General features: G+C 69.9%; 15 protein-coding genes. 4 read left to right on the top strand and 11 right to left on the bottom strand.

Going from position 1 to position 13,466, the window contains the following annotated elements; genetic code table 11:
• The 11 genes from Q0C81_RS00305 to Q0C81_RS00255 all read right to left on the bottom strand — a co-directional run bounded on the left by Q0C81_RS00305 (position 1) and on the right by Q0C81_RS00255 (position 9,860).
• The gene (locus tag Q0C81_RS00305; protein ID WP_291832197.1) at positions 1–1,521 is read right to left on the bottom strand and encodes an L-aspartate oxidase; all 1,521 of its coding nucleotides are present in this window, start codon (positions 1,519–1,521) and stop codon (positions 1–3) included.
• Positions 1,518–2,369 carry a site-2 protease family protein gene (locus Q0C81_RS00300; protein ID WP_291832196.1) on the bottom strand — a complete coding sequence of 284 codons (852 nt, stop codon included), beginning with the start codon at positions 2,367–2,369 and terminating at the stop codon, positions 1,518–1,520. Before Q0C81_RS00300 ends, Q0C81_RS00305 begins: the two co-directional genes overlap by 4 nt.
• 115 nt (positions 2,370–2,484) lie before the next feature.
• Positions 2,485–2,667 (bottom strand): hypothetical protein, encoded by a 183-nt coding sequence (locus tag Q0C81_RS00295; RefSeq protein ID WP_291832195.1) that lies wholly within the window; start codon positions 2,665–2,667, stop codon positions 2,485–2,487.
• A 19-nt stretch (positions 2,668–2,686) separates the two neighbouring features.
• Positions 2,687–3,766, bottom strand: a complete 1,080-nt coding sequence (nadA, locus tag Q0C81_RS00290) for a quinolinate synthase NadA (RefSeq protein ID WP_291832220.1) — start codon at positions 3,764–3,766, stop codon at positions 2,687–2,689.
• A 150-nt stretch (positions 3,767–3,916) separates the two neighbouring features.
• Positions 3,917–4,720: a hypothetical protein gene (locus Q0C81_RS00285; protein ID WP_291832194.1), complete on the bottom strand. Its 804-nt coding sequence runs from the start codon at positions 4,718–4,720 to the stop codon at positions 3,917–3,919.
• A gap of 82 nt (positions 4,721–4,802) precedes the next feature.
• Complete coding sequence (locus tag Q0C81_RS00280) at positions 4,803–5,327, bottom strand: methylated-DNA--[protein]-cysteine S-methyltransferase (RefSeq protein ID WP_291832193.1); 525 nt, start codon at positions 5,325–5,327, stop codon at positions 4,803–4,805.
• A complete protein-coding gene (locus Q0C81_RS00275; protein WP_291832192.1) occupies positions 5,308–6,411 on the bottom strand; it encodes an Ada metal-binding domain-containing protein in 1,104 nt (367 codons plus the stop codon). Before Q0C81_RS00275 ends, Q0C81_RS00280 begins: the two co-directional genes overlap by 20 nt.
• A gap of 227 nt (positions 6,412–6,638) precedes the next feature.
• A complete protein-coding gene (locus Q0C81_RS00270) occupies positions 6,639–7,736 on the bottom strand; it encodes a hypothetical protein (RefSeq protein WP_291832191.1) in 1,098 nt (365 codons plus the stop codon).
• A 26-nt stretch (positions 7,737–7,762) separates the two neighbouring features.
• On the bottom strand, positions 7,763–8,092 hold the full coding sequence (locus Q0C81_RS00265) for a PadR family transcriptional regulator (RefSeq protein ID WP_291832190.1): 330 nt from the start codon (positions 8,090–8,092) through the stop codon (positions 7,763–7,765).
• Positions 8,093–8,201: 109 nt separating this feature from the next.
• Positions 8,202–8,897: an SDR family NAD(P)-dependent oxidoreductase gene (locus tag Q0C81_RS00260; protein WP_291832189.1), complete on the bottom strand. Its 696-nt coding sequence runs from the start codon at positions 8,895–8,897 to the stop codon at positions 8,202–8,204.
• A gap of 90 nt (positions 8,898–8,987) precedes the next feature.
• Positions 8,988–9,860 carry a Ku protein gene (locus Q0C81_RS00255; protein WP_291832188.1) on the bottom strand — a complete coding sequence of 291 codons (873 nt, stop codon included), beginning with the start codon at positions 9,858–9,860 and terminating at the stop codon, positions 8,988–8,990.
• Between the two features lie 134 nt (positions 9,861–9,994).
• Between Q0C81_RS00255 and Q0C81_RS00250 the strand changes: the two genes are divergently transcribed.
• From Q0C81_RS00250 to Q0C81_RS00235, 4 genes are all read left to right on the top strand, one after another.
• Positions 9,995–11,248, top strand: a complete 1,254-nt coding sequence (locus tag Q0C81_RS00250; RefSeq protein WP_291832187.1) for a GTP cyclohydrolase II — start codon at positions 9,995–9,997, stop codon at positions 11,246–11,248.
• Positions 11,235–12,473, top strand: a complete 1,239-nt coding sequence (locus Q0C81_RS00245; protein WP_291832186.1) for a URC4/urg3 family protein — start codon at positions 11,235–11,237, stop codon at positions 12,471–12,473. Before Q0C81_RS00250 ends, Q0C81_RS00245 begins: the two co-directional genes overlap by 14 nt.
• A 20-nt stretch (positions 12,474–12,493) precedes the next feature.
• Entirely contained in the window at positions 12,494–13,123 is a 630-nt protein-coding gene (upp, locus tag Q0C81_RS00240) for a uracil phosphoribosyltransferase (RefSeq protein WP_291832219.1), read from the top strand.
• Positions 13,123–13,466, top strand: a 344-nt coding sequence (locus Q0C81_RS00235; protein ID WP_291832185.1) for a hypothetical protein, incomplete at its 3' end; no start/stop codon positions are given. The genes upp and Q0C81_RS00235, both read left to right, overlap by 1 nt.

Genomic DNA, 13,466 nt, shown 5'->3' with positions numbered 1-13,466 from the left:
TCACTCGGCGGCCAGAACGGCGGCGGGGGCCACGACAGGCGCGCGGCTCAGGCGGGTATGGCGCGCATCGGCGTCCGTGTCGGGATAGTCGGACCGGTAGTGGCCGCCGCGGCTCTCGCGCCGCTCCAGCGCGGCCCCGGCGATCAGGCGGGCGGCGATGACCGGCAGGGCGCCCCGCGCCTCCTGCTCCAGTCGCTCCATCAGGGCCAGGGCCCGCGTCAGCCCGGCGGCGTCGCGCACCACGCCGACATTGTCGCTCATGGCCACACGCAGGGCCGTCAGGGCTTCAGGCGCCAGGTCGGGCGCGACGACGGCTTGCACGACCCTTCCCTCCCCGCCCGCTTCCGCGCCGGCGGCCCGGCCCGTGCGCCGTCCGAAGGCGGCGGCCTCAAGCAGGGAGTTGGAGGCCAGCCGGTTGGCCCCGTGCACGCCGGTCGCCGCGCACTCGCCCACGGCGAACAGGCCCGGCAGGCTGGTGCGCCCGTCCAGTCCGGCGGCGATCCCGCCCATGTGGTAGTGGGCGCCCGGCGCGACCGGGATCGGCGTCTCACGCGGGTCCAGCCCCGCATGCATGCAGGCGGCGAAGACGGCCGGAAACTCGTCGGGGAAATGCGCCCCCACCGCCGCGCGGGCGTCCAGATAGGCGCCGCGCCCCTCGGCCCGAGCCTGATGCACGGCGCGGGCGACGATATCGCGGGCCTTCAGGTCGGCGTCGGGCGCATCGCCCAGCAGGAAGTCGCCGTGGGCGTCGATCAGCCGGGCGCCCTCGCCGCGCAGGGCCTCGGTGGCCAGGGGCATGGGATCCACGCCCACGTCGATCGCGGTCGGGTGGAACTGCACGAACTCGGGATCGAGAATCTCGGCGCCCGCCAGCCAGGCCAGCGCCATGCCTTCGCCCAGCAGGGCCGCCGGAGTGGTGGTGCGGGCGTAGAGGCCGCCGGCCCCGCCGGTCGCCAGCACCACCGCCGGAGCCAGCACCTCGACGAGGCGCCCGTCGCGCTCGATCACGGCCCCGCGCACGCGGCCCGTGGCGTCCTGCACCAGGGCGCGCAGCCGTCCGTTCTCCCACACCTCGATATGCGGCGCGGCGCGCACAGAGGCGACCAGCGCCGACAGGATGGCCCGTCCCGCGCCGTCGCCGCCGACCCGGGCCACCCGGGCCTTCGAGTGCGCGGCCTCCAGGCTGACCGCGAAACCGCCGTCGGCGTCCCGGTCGAAAGGCGCGCCCAGCGCGGCCAGCCATTCGACCGTCTGTCTTCCATCATCCGTCAGGGCGCGAACCGCCTCCGGATCGACCAGCCCCGCCCCTGCCGAGGCGGTGTCGGCGGCGTGCAGCGCGGGCTGGTCTTCCGCCGACAGGGCCGCCGCGACCCCGCCCTGGGCCCAGGCCGAGGAACAGGCCTGCAGCAGAGGCGCCGGCGTCACCACCAGCGTCGGGCGCGGCCCGGCCTCCAGCGCGGCAGACAGGCCCGCCAGCCCGCCGCCGATGATCAGCGGCCCGTCATGACGGATGCGGTTCAACGGCCGAACTCGAATACGCGCGCGCCGTGGGTCAGGCTTTCGGTCAGCGTCTCCACGCCGGGCGCCAGGGCGGCCACGCCCACGCCGACGCAGGCGACGGTGGTCAGCACGAACAGGCCGGTGGACTTGGCGGCCTCGCCCCAGCTCAGGCGACGCCCTTCAGGCCTCCAGGCGCCCCGGCGCAGGTGGCTGAACAGCGCCAGCGCCAGGAAGCCCGCAAACAGCCAGCTGCCGTTCGACACGCCCCACAGGACGGCCAGCGCGCCGACGGCCAGCAGGGCGACCTTCTCCAGCATGGGGTGGATGCGGGCCAGCACCGGACCCAGCGCCTTGGAACCATCCAGCGGCGGCGCGGGGGCCAGATTGATCAGGTTGATGAAGGCGATGGCGAACACCCCCTGCAGCCAGACCACCTGCCCGCTCCACAGATACAGGCCATAGAAGGGGATGGCCGCCAGCAGGCCGAACGCCGGTCCCGCCAGCGACACCAGCACCCCGTGCCATTCGCTGACCGGCAGCCGCTGACCCTTGGCCAGCCCGCCGAGGAAGGGCACGATGTAGATGCGCGCGGGCCCCATGCCGAGGCGGTTCATCGCCAGCACATGCCCGTACTCGTGGACCAGCAGGCCGAACAGCACGGCCGCCACGATCACAACACTCCCGGACCAGTAGTAGATCAGCCCGCCCAGCAGCAGGGTCGAGATCAAGGCCCAGACCGGATGCTGGCCCTTGTCCAGCGGCGCCTCGGCCCCGCGCGCGGGATCGACGGCCGGAGTGACGGGCGCCCGGCCGTCTTCGGGGCGGGGATCCCAGGGACCGGGACGGCGGGGGGTGTCGATGTCGCTCATCCCTGCGACGTGGCCTTTTCCGCCCTCAGCCACAAGGCCAGTACGGCGAGAAGCCGCAGGGTCTTCCGGTCGACGCCGGCGACGACGCGGACGGGCGGAACATAGTGCATGGATCTCAGTCCAGGTTGTAGGCGCGCGCCTCGGCGGGATTGGCCTTCGCCAGGGCGGCGCGCGACAGGTTCTTGGGCACGCCGCGGAGCGCCAGGATCTCATAGAAGCGGCGCAGATCGCTGACCGGCTTGAAGGCGATCCACCGGTTCCGATCGCGCCAGATCAGGATGAGATAGCCAAACGGCATGCGCCAAACTCGAACCACGTCAGATCAACTCCACTGCCACATGATGCCGCGCCTTGATCAGGTCGTAGCGCGCCGGGATGGCGGGCGGCGGCAGATCGACCATACGCTGCACGGCCAGCCGCGCCCGCTCGATCATCTCTTCCGGCACCGTCACCTCGAACTGCATCTTCAACAGGCAGTCGCGAATGTTTTCCAGCGTAATCCGCTTCATGTGCGGGCACAGATTGCACGGACCGATGAATTGCACGCCCGGCACGTCGCCCGCGACGTTCGACGCCATGCTGCATTCGGTGATCAGCACCACCTGTTTCGGACGGCGCGCCTCGACATAGTCGACCATCGCCGCGGTCGATCCGGCGAAGTCCGACGCGGCCAGAACGTCCTCCGGGCATTCCGGGTGCGCCAGGATCTCGGCGCCCGGATAGGCGGCCCGCATGTCGGAGATGTCCTGGGCGGTGAAGCGCTCATGCACCTCGCAGCGGCCCTTCCAGGCGATGATCCCCACCGTGGTCTGGGCCGCCACGTTGCGCGCCAGGTATTCGTCGGGGATCAGGATGACGCGGTCGACGCCCCATTCCTTCGCCGCCCACTCCACCACCTGCACGGCGTTGGCGCTGGTGCAGCAGATATCGGTCTCGGCCTTCACGTCCGCGGTCGTGTTCACATAGGTGACCACCGGCAGGCCGGGGTAACGCTGCTTGATCAGGCGCACGTCCGCACCCGTGATCGAGGCGGCCAGGCTGCAGCCCGCGCGCAGGTCGGGGATCAGCACCGTCTTTTCCGGGCTGAGGATCTTCGAGGTCTCGGCCATGAAGTGCACGCCCGCCTGGACGATCACCTTCGCCTTCGACCGGGCGGCCTCCTTGGCCAGCCCCAGGCTGTCGCCGACATAGTCGCCGACGCCGTGGAAGATCTCGGGCGTCATGTAGTTGTGCGCCAGGATCACCGCGTCGCGCTCGCGCTTCAGCTGGTTGATCTCGTGGATCAGCGCCGCCTGCGCCGGCCATTCCAGCGGCGTCACATGATCCTTGATCTTGGCCCACACCGGCGCGGTCTCCCGCTCCAGGTCCTTCGACAGCCCGAACATGCCGTCCGCCATCCCATCCACCCTTTTGCTCCAAATGAGCAAATCAGAGTTCCTAAGAACGGCGGCCCGGCTCATCGGCCCGCCGCCGACTTATGCTCACTTTCAGCATAAGCAGGGACAATCTAGGCCGATGGCCGGGGATTGCAAGCCCGAAGGGGCTCCTCAGTGAGCGGTGGTGATGTAGTCGATGATCGTGATCCGCCCGCCGATCACGTTCATGACCTTGCCCTCGCTGTCGGCGGCGGTCGATCCGTTGACGGCATAGACTTCCTTACCCTCGAGATACCGGATCCCGTCCCGGACAATGCGCTCCCGGGCGCTGGCGGGATGTACGGCCCGGCAGTCCCGCAGGTGCAGATCGCGGACGATACAGCTGACGCCGTACTCGGCGGGCGGCAGCTGCGGGGGACCCGCGGGAGCCTCCGGGCGGGGGGTCGGCGCCCGGGGCGCGCCTCGAGCGGATCGCGCACGCGGACGGGCGGGCGTATCGTCCGGATCGACCATGCTGACCTGGGTCGCCTCCGGGAGCAGATCGCGATCGTCCTCGGTCGCCCATCCACAGGCCGTGAGCACGCGATCAAGGTTGGCGGACTGCGTCGGCAGGTCGAACGACGCGCGGAACGCTGGCGATTCCGTGCGAAGGGCGTACAGCCCGCCGCCCCGCATGAATCGCACGGTGGCTCCCGACGACGCGGACCGGTAAGCGCCGGGCGCGCCGGCCGGCAGCCAGGCCTGCGAGACGGCGCGACCGTCGGCGCGCGTGGCCTGCACCTGAATCGGCCCAGGCGTCACCGGCATGCCTGTCAGAACCACGGTCAAACCGCCTTGCCGGCACTGGACCACGATCATCTGGCCCGCGTCATACCGCGCCGCCGCGATCGAGAGTTGCCGCGCCGGATCTTCCTGGAATTCCCAGTCATCGTCCTGCGCGACCGCGGCCGACGCAAATCCCAGCCCGGCCATCATGGCCAGACCCAAACAAAGTTCCGTCTTCATCTTAAAAACCCCAAACAGCCCGCGCGCAGTGACACGCAGACTCAGGGTCTCGTCAAGCGGTCCTGACGCCCTCATGGGCCAGCAGCCAGCGCTTGCGCTCAAGCCCGCCCGCATAGCCGGTCAGGGTCCCGTTCGCGCCGATCACCCGGTGGCACGGCACGATCACGGCGATCGGATTCTGGCCGTTGGCCAGCCCCGCCGCCCGCACCGCCTTCGGAGACCCGATCGCCGCCGCCAGCTGGCCGTAGCTGCGCGTTTCGCCCGCCGGGATGGAGCGCAACGCCGCCCAGACCGCCTTCTGGAAGTCGGTGCCGCCGGTCTTCACCGGCAGGGCGTCCAGCGCCTGCACGTCCCCGCTGAAATAGGCCTCGACCGCCCGTCTCACGCCCTCCGGCGCCCGCCCCTCGGCCAGGGCCGCGTTGGGACTGTGCCGTCCCAGCAGGCGGTGCATCCGGTCCTCGTATCCGGCGAAGTCCAACGCCCGCACCGCGCCCTCGGGCCCGGTCACCAGCAGGACGTCGCCGACAGGCGTCGCCACCCGGTCCAGCGTCAGGGTTTCAGGCTGCACGTTTCGCATCGTCGTTCTCCGTCACATCCGCGCCGCTGATCTCGGCCATCGCCAGGTGCAGCGCTCCATAGGCCCGCCACGGTCGCCAGCGTTCGGCGCGCGCGGTCAGGCGTTCGTCTTCCAGTCGGTCGTTCGGCGGATCGGCGCCCTCGTCCATCCACAGACCGGGCAGCCGCAACCCCGGCCGCGCCGCGACCAGCGGCTGCAGCAGGGCGTCAGCGGACAGGTCGCGGGCGATGGCGTCCGGATCCGCCGACAGGTCGAACACCCTCCGCACCCGCGCCAACACGCCCGGCATCGCCTTCAGCTCGGCCGTCTCGACACAGACCGAGACCCGGCCCGCCGCGCCCGGCTCGACCGAGACCGAACCCTCGGCGCCGTCGATCTCACGGGTCAGGACGCGCGACCATCTGCGCCCCTCGACCGTGTCGTCCCGCCCGGCCAGCGCCGCCAGCATCGCGTCCCAGTCATAGGGCGGGCGGTAGGGCAGGCTCAGCACCACCCCGCCCTCGTGCGCCCGCTCGCCGCGACGCCGCAGCGCCGAGGGCGGCCGCTCATACAGGGCCTGAAAGGTCTCGTTGAAGCGCCGCACGCTGCCGAAGCCGGAGGCCAGCGCCACCTGCGCCATCGACAGGTCCGTCTGGTGGATCAGCGCCTTGGCCAGCAGCACCCGGCGGGTCTGCGCCACGCTGACCGGCGCCGCGCCCAGATGCTGGCGGAAGAGGCGGCGCAGGTGCCGCTCGCCGACCCCCAGCCGGCCGGCCAGTCCGTCTACGTCGCCTTCGTCCAGGGCGCCCGCCTCAATCAGGGCCAGCGCCCGGCTGACAGTGTTGGAGGTCCCGCGCCAGGCGCCCATGTCCGGGGCCGTCTCGGGCCGGCAGCGCAGGCAGGCGCGGAAACCCGCCTCCTCGGCCGCCGCCGCCGTGACCACGAAGATCATGTTCTCGCGCTTCGGCGTCCGCGCCGGACAGACCGGGCGGCAGTAGATGCCCGTGGTCTTCACACAGCCGAAGAACCGCCCGTCGAACCTCGCATCGCGCGTCAGCACGGCGCGGTAGCAGGCCTCCTGATCAAGCTCGCTCGCGTTTTCCATGACCGGGAAGATAGGCCCGCCGCTCCGCAAACGCTCGCGGTTTTCGGACATGGGCGTGGGCGGCGGGTGCACAGTCGGCCAAGGAGCCCAGCCAGTGGTTAGTGGCTAGTGATTAGTGGATGGCGGCTGCGACGCCAGTGCTGGGTCATTGTGAGCCCCGCCCGCGACATCGAACCACTAGTCACTAACCACTAATCACTTTCCACCCCAGTCTATCCGGGCGCCGCTCAGACCTTCGGCAGCCGCTCGTCATAGCCGGTGACCAGGCGGAAGGCCGAGCGGGCCACTTTCACCACCGCGCTGGCGAAGCCGAAGGCGATGCACAGCATCAGGACGGTCGACAGCGGCCACCAGCCTTCCTGAATGGTGTTGGTGACCCGCGACATGAAGGCCTCGACGGTCGGGACGAACACCACCTTCGACAGGGGCGAGTACAGCCACAGCCAGCCGAACAGCGCGCCTTCCGCCAGGCCGAAGCCGATGTCGCCCAGGGCCGTGAACCGCACCCCGTCAGGTCGCGCCACCCGCATCACGTCGAAGACGACGCGCGCCAGCCCGAAGGCGATCACCGGCCAGTACAGCAGCGTATGGATCTGGCTCAGCATCCGGCCGTAGTCGACGCCGCCCACCACCGCCCCCAGGGTCTCGGGCGTCGTGTGCGTCAGCGGCAGCCAGCCGATCCACCACAGCAGGACCACGCTCCAGCCCACGGCGCTGCCCACGGCCCGCGCCATCGGGGAGGCACGACGACCCTTGCGCGGCGTCTTCAGCGTCCAGTCGCCCTCGGTCAGGCCGCGCGAGACGGCCTCGGCGTTCAGCCCGCCGCCGAACTCGAACAGGCCCAGGTCCTTGACCCGCCATTCGCGCAGGAAGCTGGGCTTCTCCTTCTGCCGCTCGATGATGAAGCCGCCGAGGGTGGCGAACCCGATCAGCATGATCGCGCCGTTGAAGATGCTGTGGAACGCCTGGCCGATGGCCCGGCCGACCTCCTCGTCGCCGATCAGGATGCGCACCAGCGCCCCGATCGCGGTGATCGCCACGATGGCGATCAGGCCGGCGCGCACGCCGAACATCCACCAGGGATAGAGCTCCGGCCCCACCACGTGTTGCGGCCCCGAGCCGTAGCGCGCCGCCACCGACAGCGGATGGCCGACATCGCGCAGGATTTCTTCCTGTTCGGCCTCGGTCAGGGGACGGCCCAAGGCCTCCTCCTTCTCCTCGAAGCGGCTCAGGATCATGTCGCGCAACTCGGCGACGATATCGGCCCGCTGGTCTTGCGGCAGCTGGGCGGCGACAGCGTTCAGATAGCGATCAATCAGGTCCATCAGACTTTCCCCTCGTCCCTGGAATTTCAAAGAATCTTGTCGAGCGAGGCGTTGATGCCCCGCCATTCGTCGGTGAGCGCAGCGAGCATCGAGACGCCGCCGGGCGACAGGCGGTAGAAGCGCTTCTTGCGCTTCTCCTCCTCGCGCCACTCGCTCTCCAGCAGGCCCTGGCTCTCCAGCCGGCGCAGCAGCGGATAGAGGGTCGATTCCTCCATCTCCAGCCCGTCGGCGGCCAGCGCCTGGCGCAGGGTGTAGCCGTACCGCTCGGTCCTGAGACAGGCGAGCACCGCCAGCACCAGCGACCCGCGGCGCAACTCCAGCCGCATGCTTTCAAAAAGGTCCGGATCGGCGTCCATGCCGTCCCTCCTGTTGCGTCACATAGTGTGTGACACACAGTGTATGCGGCATACTGTATGAGGGAGTCAAGCGGGCGGCTCGATCAGCCTCCCGGCCTTGTCGCCTCGTCTATTCAGGTATCCGGACGCCGTCCCAGGCGAACACGCCGCCGCTGTCGGCCGGCCGCAGCCCGTCGATGACATTCAGCAGATAGCCGGCGGACTGAGCGGGACTGAACAGCTTGCCCGGCTTCACCCCACGCTGGAACGGCGCGCTCAGGGCGGTGTCGACCGTGCCCGGATGCAGGCCCGCCACCACCGCCTGCGGATGGGTGCGGGCCATCTCGATCGCCAGATTACGCAGCATCATGTTCAGCGCCGCCTTCGACGCCCGATAGCTGTGCCAACCGCCGAGCCGGTTATCGCCGATCGATCCGACCCGCGCGGAAAGGACCGCGAACACCGAGCGCCCCTCGCGGGGCAGCAGCGGCAGGAAATGTTTGGCGACCAAGGCGGGTCCGATCGTGTTGATCCGGTAGTCCCGAGCCATGTGGACAGGGTCAATCGCGCGGTAGCTTCGCTCGGGCTCGAACCCGCCATGCAGGACGCCTGACGCAACCAGCACCAGACCCGGGTGACCCCCGCCGTCTATCCCTGTGGCCGCCGCCGCGATCGACGCCTCGTCTTCCAGATCCAGTCCGGTCGCCCGCGACAGTGCGTGGACGCGGCTGAAGCGCTCTGTGCCGTTGAGCGCTGTCACCAGTGCGGCCCCCAGACCGCCCGATGCGCCGACCACGACCGCCGAGGGAGCTGGGATGTCCGTCATGACCCGATCAGGGCCTGACGGGCCCGCGCGGTCAAGCGCATCGCGCGGGAGGGGCGTTGAAACGCCCCCAACGGCCGCTCGCTGATCGCCCTAGGCCGCCTTGGTCTTAGCCGCAGGCTTCTTCGCCGCGCTCTTTTTCGCGGGCGCCCTGGCCTTCGCCGGGGCCTTCTTCGCCCCCGTCGCCGACCCCTTCAAACTGTTCCTCAACGCCGCCATCAGATCGATGACGTTGGTGTCGTCGGGCTCGGGCGCCGCGACGAGGGCCTTCTTGCCGCCCTTCTGCTTGGCCTTGATCAGGGCCTTCAGGGCGTCGTCGTAACGGTCCTTGAATTCAGAGGGATCGAAGTCCGCCTGCTTCTGGTCGATGATGCGGGTGGCGATCTCGACCATGTCCTTGTCGGCCGTCACCGCCGGGATGTCGTCGAAGAAGTCGCCCGCGTCGCGCACCTCGTCATGGGGCCGCAGGGACCAGGCCACCAGCCCCTTGCCCCGCACTTCCAGCGCGATCTGCCGCTCGCGATTGCGCAGAACCAACGTGCCGATGGCGATCTTGCCCGCCGCCTTCATGGCGTCGCGAATGACGGCGAAGGCTTCGGCGCCCACGCCCTTCTCGGGCACGACATAGAAGGGATCGTCCCAGTACAGCCGGTCGATGTCGTCCTCGTCGACGAACTGGCCGATGTCGATGGTGCGGGTGCTCTCCAGCTTCACCTTCTCGAAGTCGGCGTCGTCCATCAGGACGTACTCGTCCTTGGACACCTCAAAGCCCTTCACCAAGTCGGCGCGTTCCACCGGCTCACCCGTGCCGGAATCGACCGGCGCCATGCGGATGCGGTTGTTGGTGTCCGGGTTGATCAGGTGGAAGCTGACATGCCCGGCGCTCGACGTCGCCGTGTACAGCGCGACCGGGCAGGTCACGAGCGACAGCTTCAGATGTCCCTGCCAGGTGGGGCGGGCCGCCATGATGAACTCCCTTGATGCCTGCTGAAAACGCCGGTCGCCGGGACTCGTTCAACCCACTGGACAGCACGTCTGATCGGGTGTGTCCTGATGAGTCCGGCGCAAGAAAAACAACAAGCCGGATCGAGCGAGGAAACATGTCCAACCGACCGAGCCACATCCGGCTCAACTCCCACCCTGGTGCGGGAACCGTCAGCCGCTTCCCCCTGAACTGGGGCGCGCCGACCGCGCAGGAACGCGGCCCCGTCATCGGCACCGTCAATTCGGGTAGCGACCGCAACGCCATCGGCGCCCACGGCGGCGCCTATTCGGTCTATCGCGCCCTGGCCGTGTCGTCGGGCGCCATGAGCGCCAACAACCGGCCCGACCTGACCAACACCTCGCCGACCACCCCCATGGGGCCGTTCCCGCAGTGGACGGACGGCGGCAAGATCGTCTCGCTGGACCCCTGGGGCGCCCGCGTCGCTGAGGACTTCGCCGCCGAGATCCAGGACGGCGTCGACATCCGCCCGACCATCGCCGTGACCCGCGCCCGGCTCCAGCTGAGCGAGATTAACGAAGCCATCGCCGCCGGCCGGATCAAGGTCGACGGGACCGTGGTGCACGACACCGGCGACGTGGCCGTCACCAAGGCCGCCATCGACCCGGTCTGGTATCTGCCGGGCATCGCCGAACGCTTCGGCGTCACCGAAACCGCCCTGCGCCGCACCCTGTTCGAACAGACCGGCGGCATGTACGCCGACCTGGTCACCCGTCCCGACATCAAGGTCTTCCTGCCCCCCATCGGCGGCATCACCCTGTACATCTTCGGCGATCCGGCCGCGATCGCCGACCCGGCGCGGCGCCTGACCTGCCGCGTCCATGACGAGTGCAACGGTTCGGACGTCTTCGGCTCCGACATCTGCACCTGCCGCCCCTATCTGACCCACGGCATCGAGGAATGCGTGCACGAGGCCCAGAACGGCGGCGCGGGCCTGATCGTCTACAATCGCAAGGAAGGCCGGGCGCTGGGCGAGCTCACGAAATTCCTCGTCTACAACGCCCGCAAGCGCCAGCCGGGCGGCGACCAGGCGGCCACCTATTTCGAGCGCACCGAATGCGTCGCCGGCGTCCAGGACGCCCGCTTCCAGCAGCTGATGCCGGACATCCTGCACTGGCTTGGGATCACCAGGATCGACCGCTTCGTCTCCATGTCGAACATGAAGCACGACGCCCTCACCGGCTCGGGAATCGAGATCGGCGAGCGCGTGCCGATCCCAGACTACCTGATCCCGCCCGACGCCTCCGTCGAGATGGAGGCCAAGAAGGCGGCCGGCTACTTCACGCCCGAAGGCGCCAAGTCCGCCGACGAACTGACCCGCGTGGTGGGCCGCGATCTTGAGCAGTTCTGACGCCGAGCAGGCGCGTAGCCTGCTGACCCCCGCCGCCGTCCGCGAGCGGGCTCATGAGATGCTGGCCATCGGCGTGGCCGGCGGCCTTGAGCACTGGCGCGTCGATCTGGACCGCTTGCCGGAGACGGCGCGCTATGTCGCCGCCGTCATCCGCGACCAGTATCCGACCCTGGCCGTACCCTTCCACGCTCGATGGCGCCATTTCGCCATCCAGGGCCAGGACTTCTGGGGGCCGGTCGCGGACTCCCGCGCCTGGCCGGGCGCCGCAAATCGGGCGCGGACCGAGTTCGACCTGGCCATCGTCTCGGTGCTGCTGGACGCCGGCTCAGGACCCGGTTGGGCCTATCGCGACGCCCGCACCGGCGCGACCCTGACCCGCTCCGAGGGCCTGGCCATCGCCTCCCTGCGGATGTTCGAGGCGGGGGTCTTCTCGATCACCGAGCGCGACCCCTGGCGGGTCGACGCCCAGGCCCTGGCCGCCCTGACCACCGAGGCGCTGGCGGAGGGCTTCCAGGTCTCGGACGCCAATCCCCTGGCCGGGCTGGAGGGCCGGGCAGCCCTGCTGCGGCGGCTGGGCGCGCAATGCCTCGCCCGGCCCGACCTGTTCGCCACGGCCGACACGCCCCGCCCCGGCGGCCTGGCCGATGTCCTGATCGCCCAGGCGACCGAATGCGCCCTGCCCGCCCCGGCCATCCTCGAACTGCTGCTCGAAGCCTTTGGCCCGGTTTGGCAGGACCGGCTGACGCTTGGCGGCGTCGATCTCGGCGACTGCTGGAAGCATCCAGCGATGAGGCGCGACGACGCCACCGACGGTCTCGTGCCGATCCACAAGCTGTCCCAGTGGCTCAGCTATTCGCTGGTCGAACCGCTGCAGACCGCGGGCCTCAAGGTGGTCGATCTGGACGGTCTGACCGGCCTGGCCGAGTACCGCAACGGCGGCCTGTTCACCGACCTGGGCGTGCTGACGCTCAAGGACCCGGCGGACGCGGACAAGGCCTGGCCGGTGTCCGACCCGCTGGTGGTCGGCTGGCGCGCCATGACCGTGGCGCTGCTGGACCAGATCGCGCCGCTGGTGCGGGCCGAGCTGGGCGTCAGCGCCGAGGCCATGCCGCTGGCCAGCGTGCTGGAGGGCGGGACCTGGGCCGCCGGACGCCGCGCCGCCGCCGAACGCCGACCGGGCGGCGGACCGCCCCTGACCATCCTCTCCGACGGGACCGTCTTCTGATGCCGAAAGCCGCCTTCACCATGGACGGGGTCACCATCGTCGGTCACCCGCTGGTCGCCCACAAGCTGTCGATCATGCGTTCGAAGGACACCTCGACCGCGCGGTTCCGGGCCCTGCTGCGGGAGATCTCGACCCTGCTCTGCTACGAGGTCACGCGCGACCTGCCGCTGGAGGACTATCCGGTCGAGACCCCGGTCGGGCCCACCACCGGCTCCCGCATCGAGGGCAAGAAGCTGGTCTTCGTGCCCATCCTGCGCGCCGGCCTGGGTCTGGTCGAAGGGATGCTGGACCTGGTCCCCTCCGCCCGCGTCGGCCATGTCGGCCTGTACCGCGAACCCGAGACCCTGGACGCGGTGGAGTACTATTTCCGCGCCCCGGAGGACGTCGGCGACCGCCTGTGCATCGTCATCGACCCCATGCTGGCCACGGCCAATACGGCGGTCGCGGCCATCGAACGGCTGAAGGAGCGCGGCGTCACCAATCTGCGCTTCGTCTGCCTGGTCGCCTCGCCCGAGGGGCTGGAGCGGCTACGCGGCTGGCATCCCGACGTGCCCGTCTGGGTCGCCGCCGTGGACGAGCGGCTGAACGACCACGGCTACATCGTGCCGGGCCTGGGCGACGCCGGCGACCGGCTGTTCGGGACGCGGTGATGCGGCGCGCCATCGCCCTGACCAGTCTGATCGGGATGCTCGCCGCGAGCGTCCCGGGTTCCGTCGCGGCCGCGCCCGAGGACGCGATCCGCGCCGCCCGGGTCACCCCCCATCGCCGGGAGGGACTGCTCTTCGGGTGCGAGTTGAACATCCTCGTCCTGCGCCGGGCGGGGCCGGAGCAACCCCCGACCCAGGCCTTCGCGGGATCCGCGATGGTGCTGAATCACGTGAGCGGAGAACAGGCCGCCGTGCTGCGTCTCGGCAACTCCGGACCGGACAGGCGACTGCAGCCCCTGGCTCACGGCGTCCTGGTCGGAAACGGCGCGGAGACTTCGCACGAATT

This window comes from Brevundimonas sp., from assembly GCF_023259385.1.
Taxonomy (GTDB): Bacteria; Pseudomonadota; Alphaproteobacteria; order Caulobacterales; family Caulobacteraceae; genus Brevundimonas.
The sequence above is the reverse complement of the archived record's forward strand: the minus strand, read 5'-3'. Positions and strand labels throughout refer to the sequence as shown.

What these genes read in the sequence shown, in the direction of transcription:
- Q0C81_RS00300 (WP_291832196.1), bottom strand. Translation starts at nt 2,369, where the DNA reads ATGAGCGACATCGACACCCCCCGCCGTCCCGGTCCCTGGGATCCCCGC.
- Q0C81_RS00295 (WP_291832195.1), bottom strand. Translation starts at nt 2,667, where the DNA reads ATGCCGTTTGGCTATCTCATCCTGATCTGGCGCGATCGGAACCGGTGG.
- nadA (WP_291832220.1), bottom strand. Translation starts at nt 3,766, where the DNA reads ATGGCGGACGGCATGTTCGGGCTGTCGAAGGACCTGGAGCGGGAGACC.
- Q0C81_RS00285 (WP_291832194.1), bottom strand. Translation starts at nt 4,720, where the DNA reads ATGATGGCCGGGCTGGGATTTGCGTCGGCCGCGGTCGCGCAGGACGAT.
- Q0C81_RS00280 (WP_291832193.1), bottom strand. Translation starts at nt 5,327, where the DNA reads ATGCGAAACGTGCAGCCTGAAACCCTGACGCTGGACCGGGTGGCGACG.
- Q0C81_RS00275 (WP_291832192.1), bottom strand. Translation starts at nt 6,411, where the DNA reads ATGGAAAACGCGAGCGAGCTTGATCAGGAGGCCTGCTACCGCGCCGTG.
- Q0C81_RS00270 (WP_291832191.1), bottom strand. Translation starts at nt 7,736, where the DNA reads ATGGACCTGATTGATCGCTATCTGAACGCTGTCGCCGCCCAGCTGCCG.
- Q0C81_RS00265 (WP_291832190.1), bottom strand. Translation starts at nt 8,092, where the DNA reads ATGGACGCCGATCCGGACCTTTTTGAAAGCATGCGGCTGGAGTTGCGC.
- Q0C81_RS00260 (WP_291832189.1), bottom strand. Translation starts at nt 8,897, where the DNA reads ATGACGGACATCCCAGCTCCCTCGGCGGTCGTGGTCGGCGCATCGGGC.
- Q0C81_RS00255 (WP_291832188.1), bottom strand. Translation starts at nt 9,860, where the DNA reads ATGGCGGCCCGCCCCACCTGGCAGGGACATCTGAAGCTGTCGCTCGTG.
- Q0C81_RS00250 (WP_291832187.1), top strand. Translation starts at nt 9,995, where the DNA reads ATGTCCAACCGACCGAGCCACATCCGGCTCAACTCCCACCCTGGTGCG.
- upp (WP_291832219.1), top strand. Translation starts at nt 12,494, where the DNA reads ATGGACGGGGTCACCATCGTCGGTCACCCGCTGGTCGCCCACAAGCTG.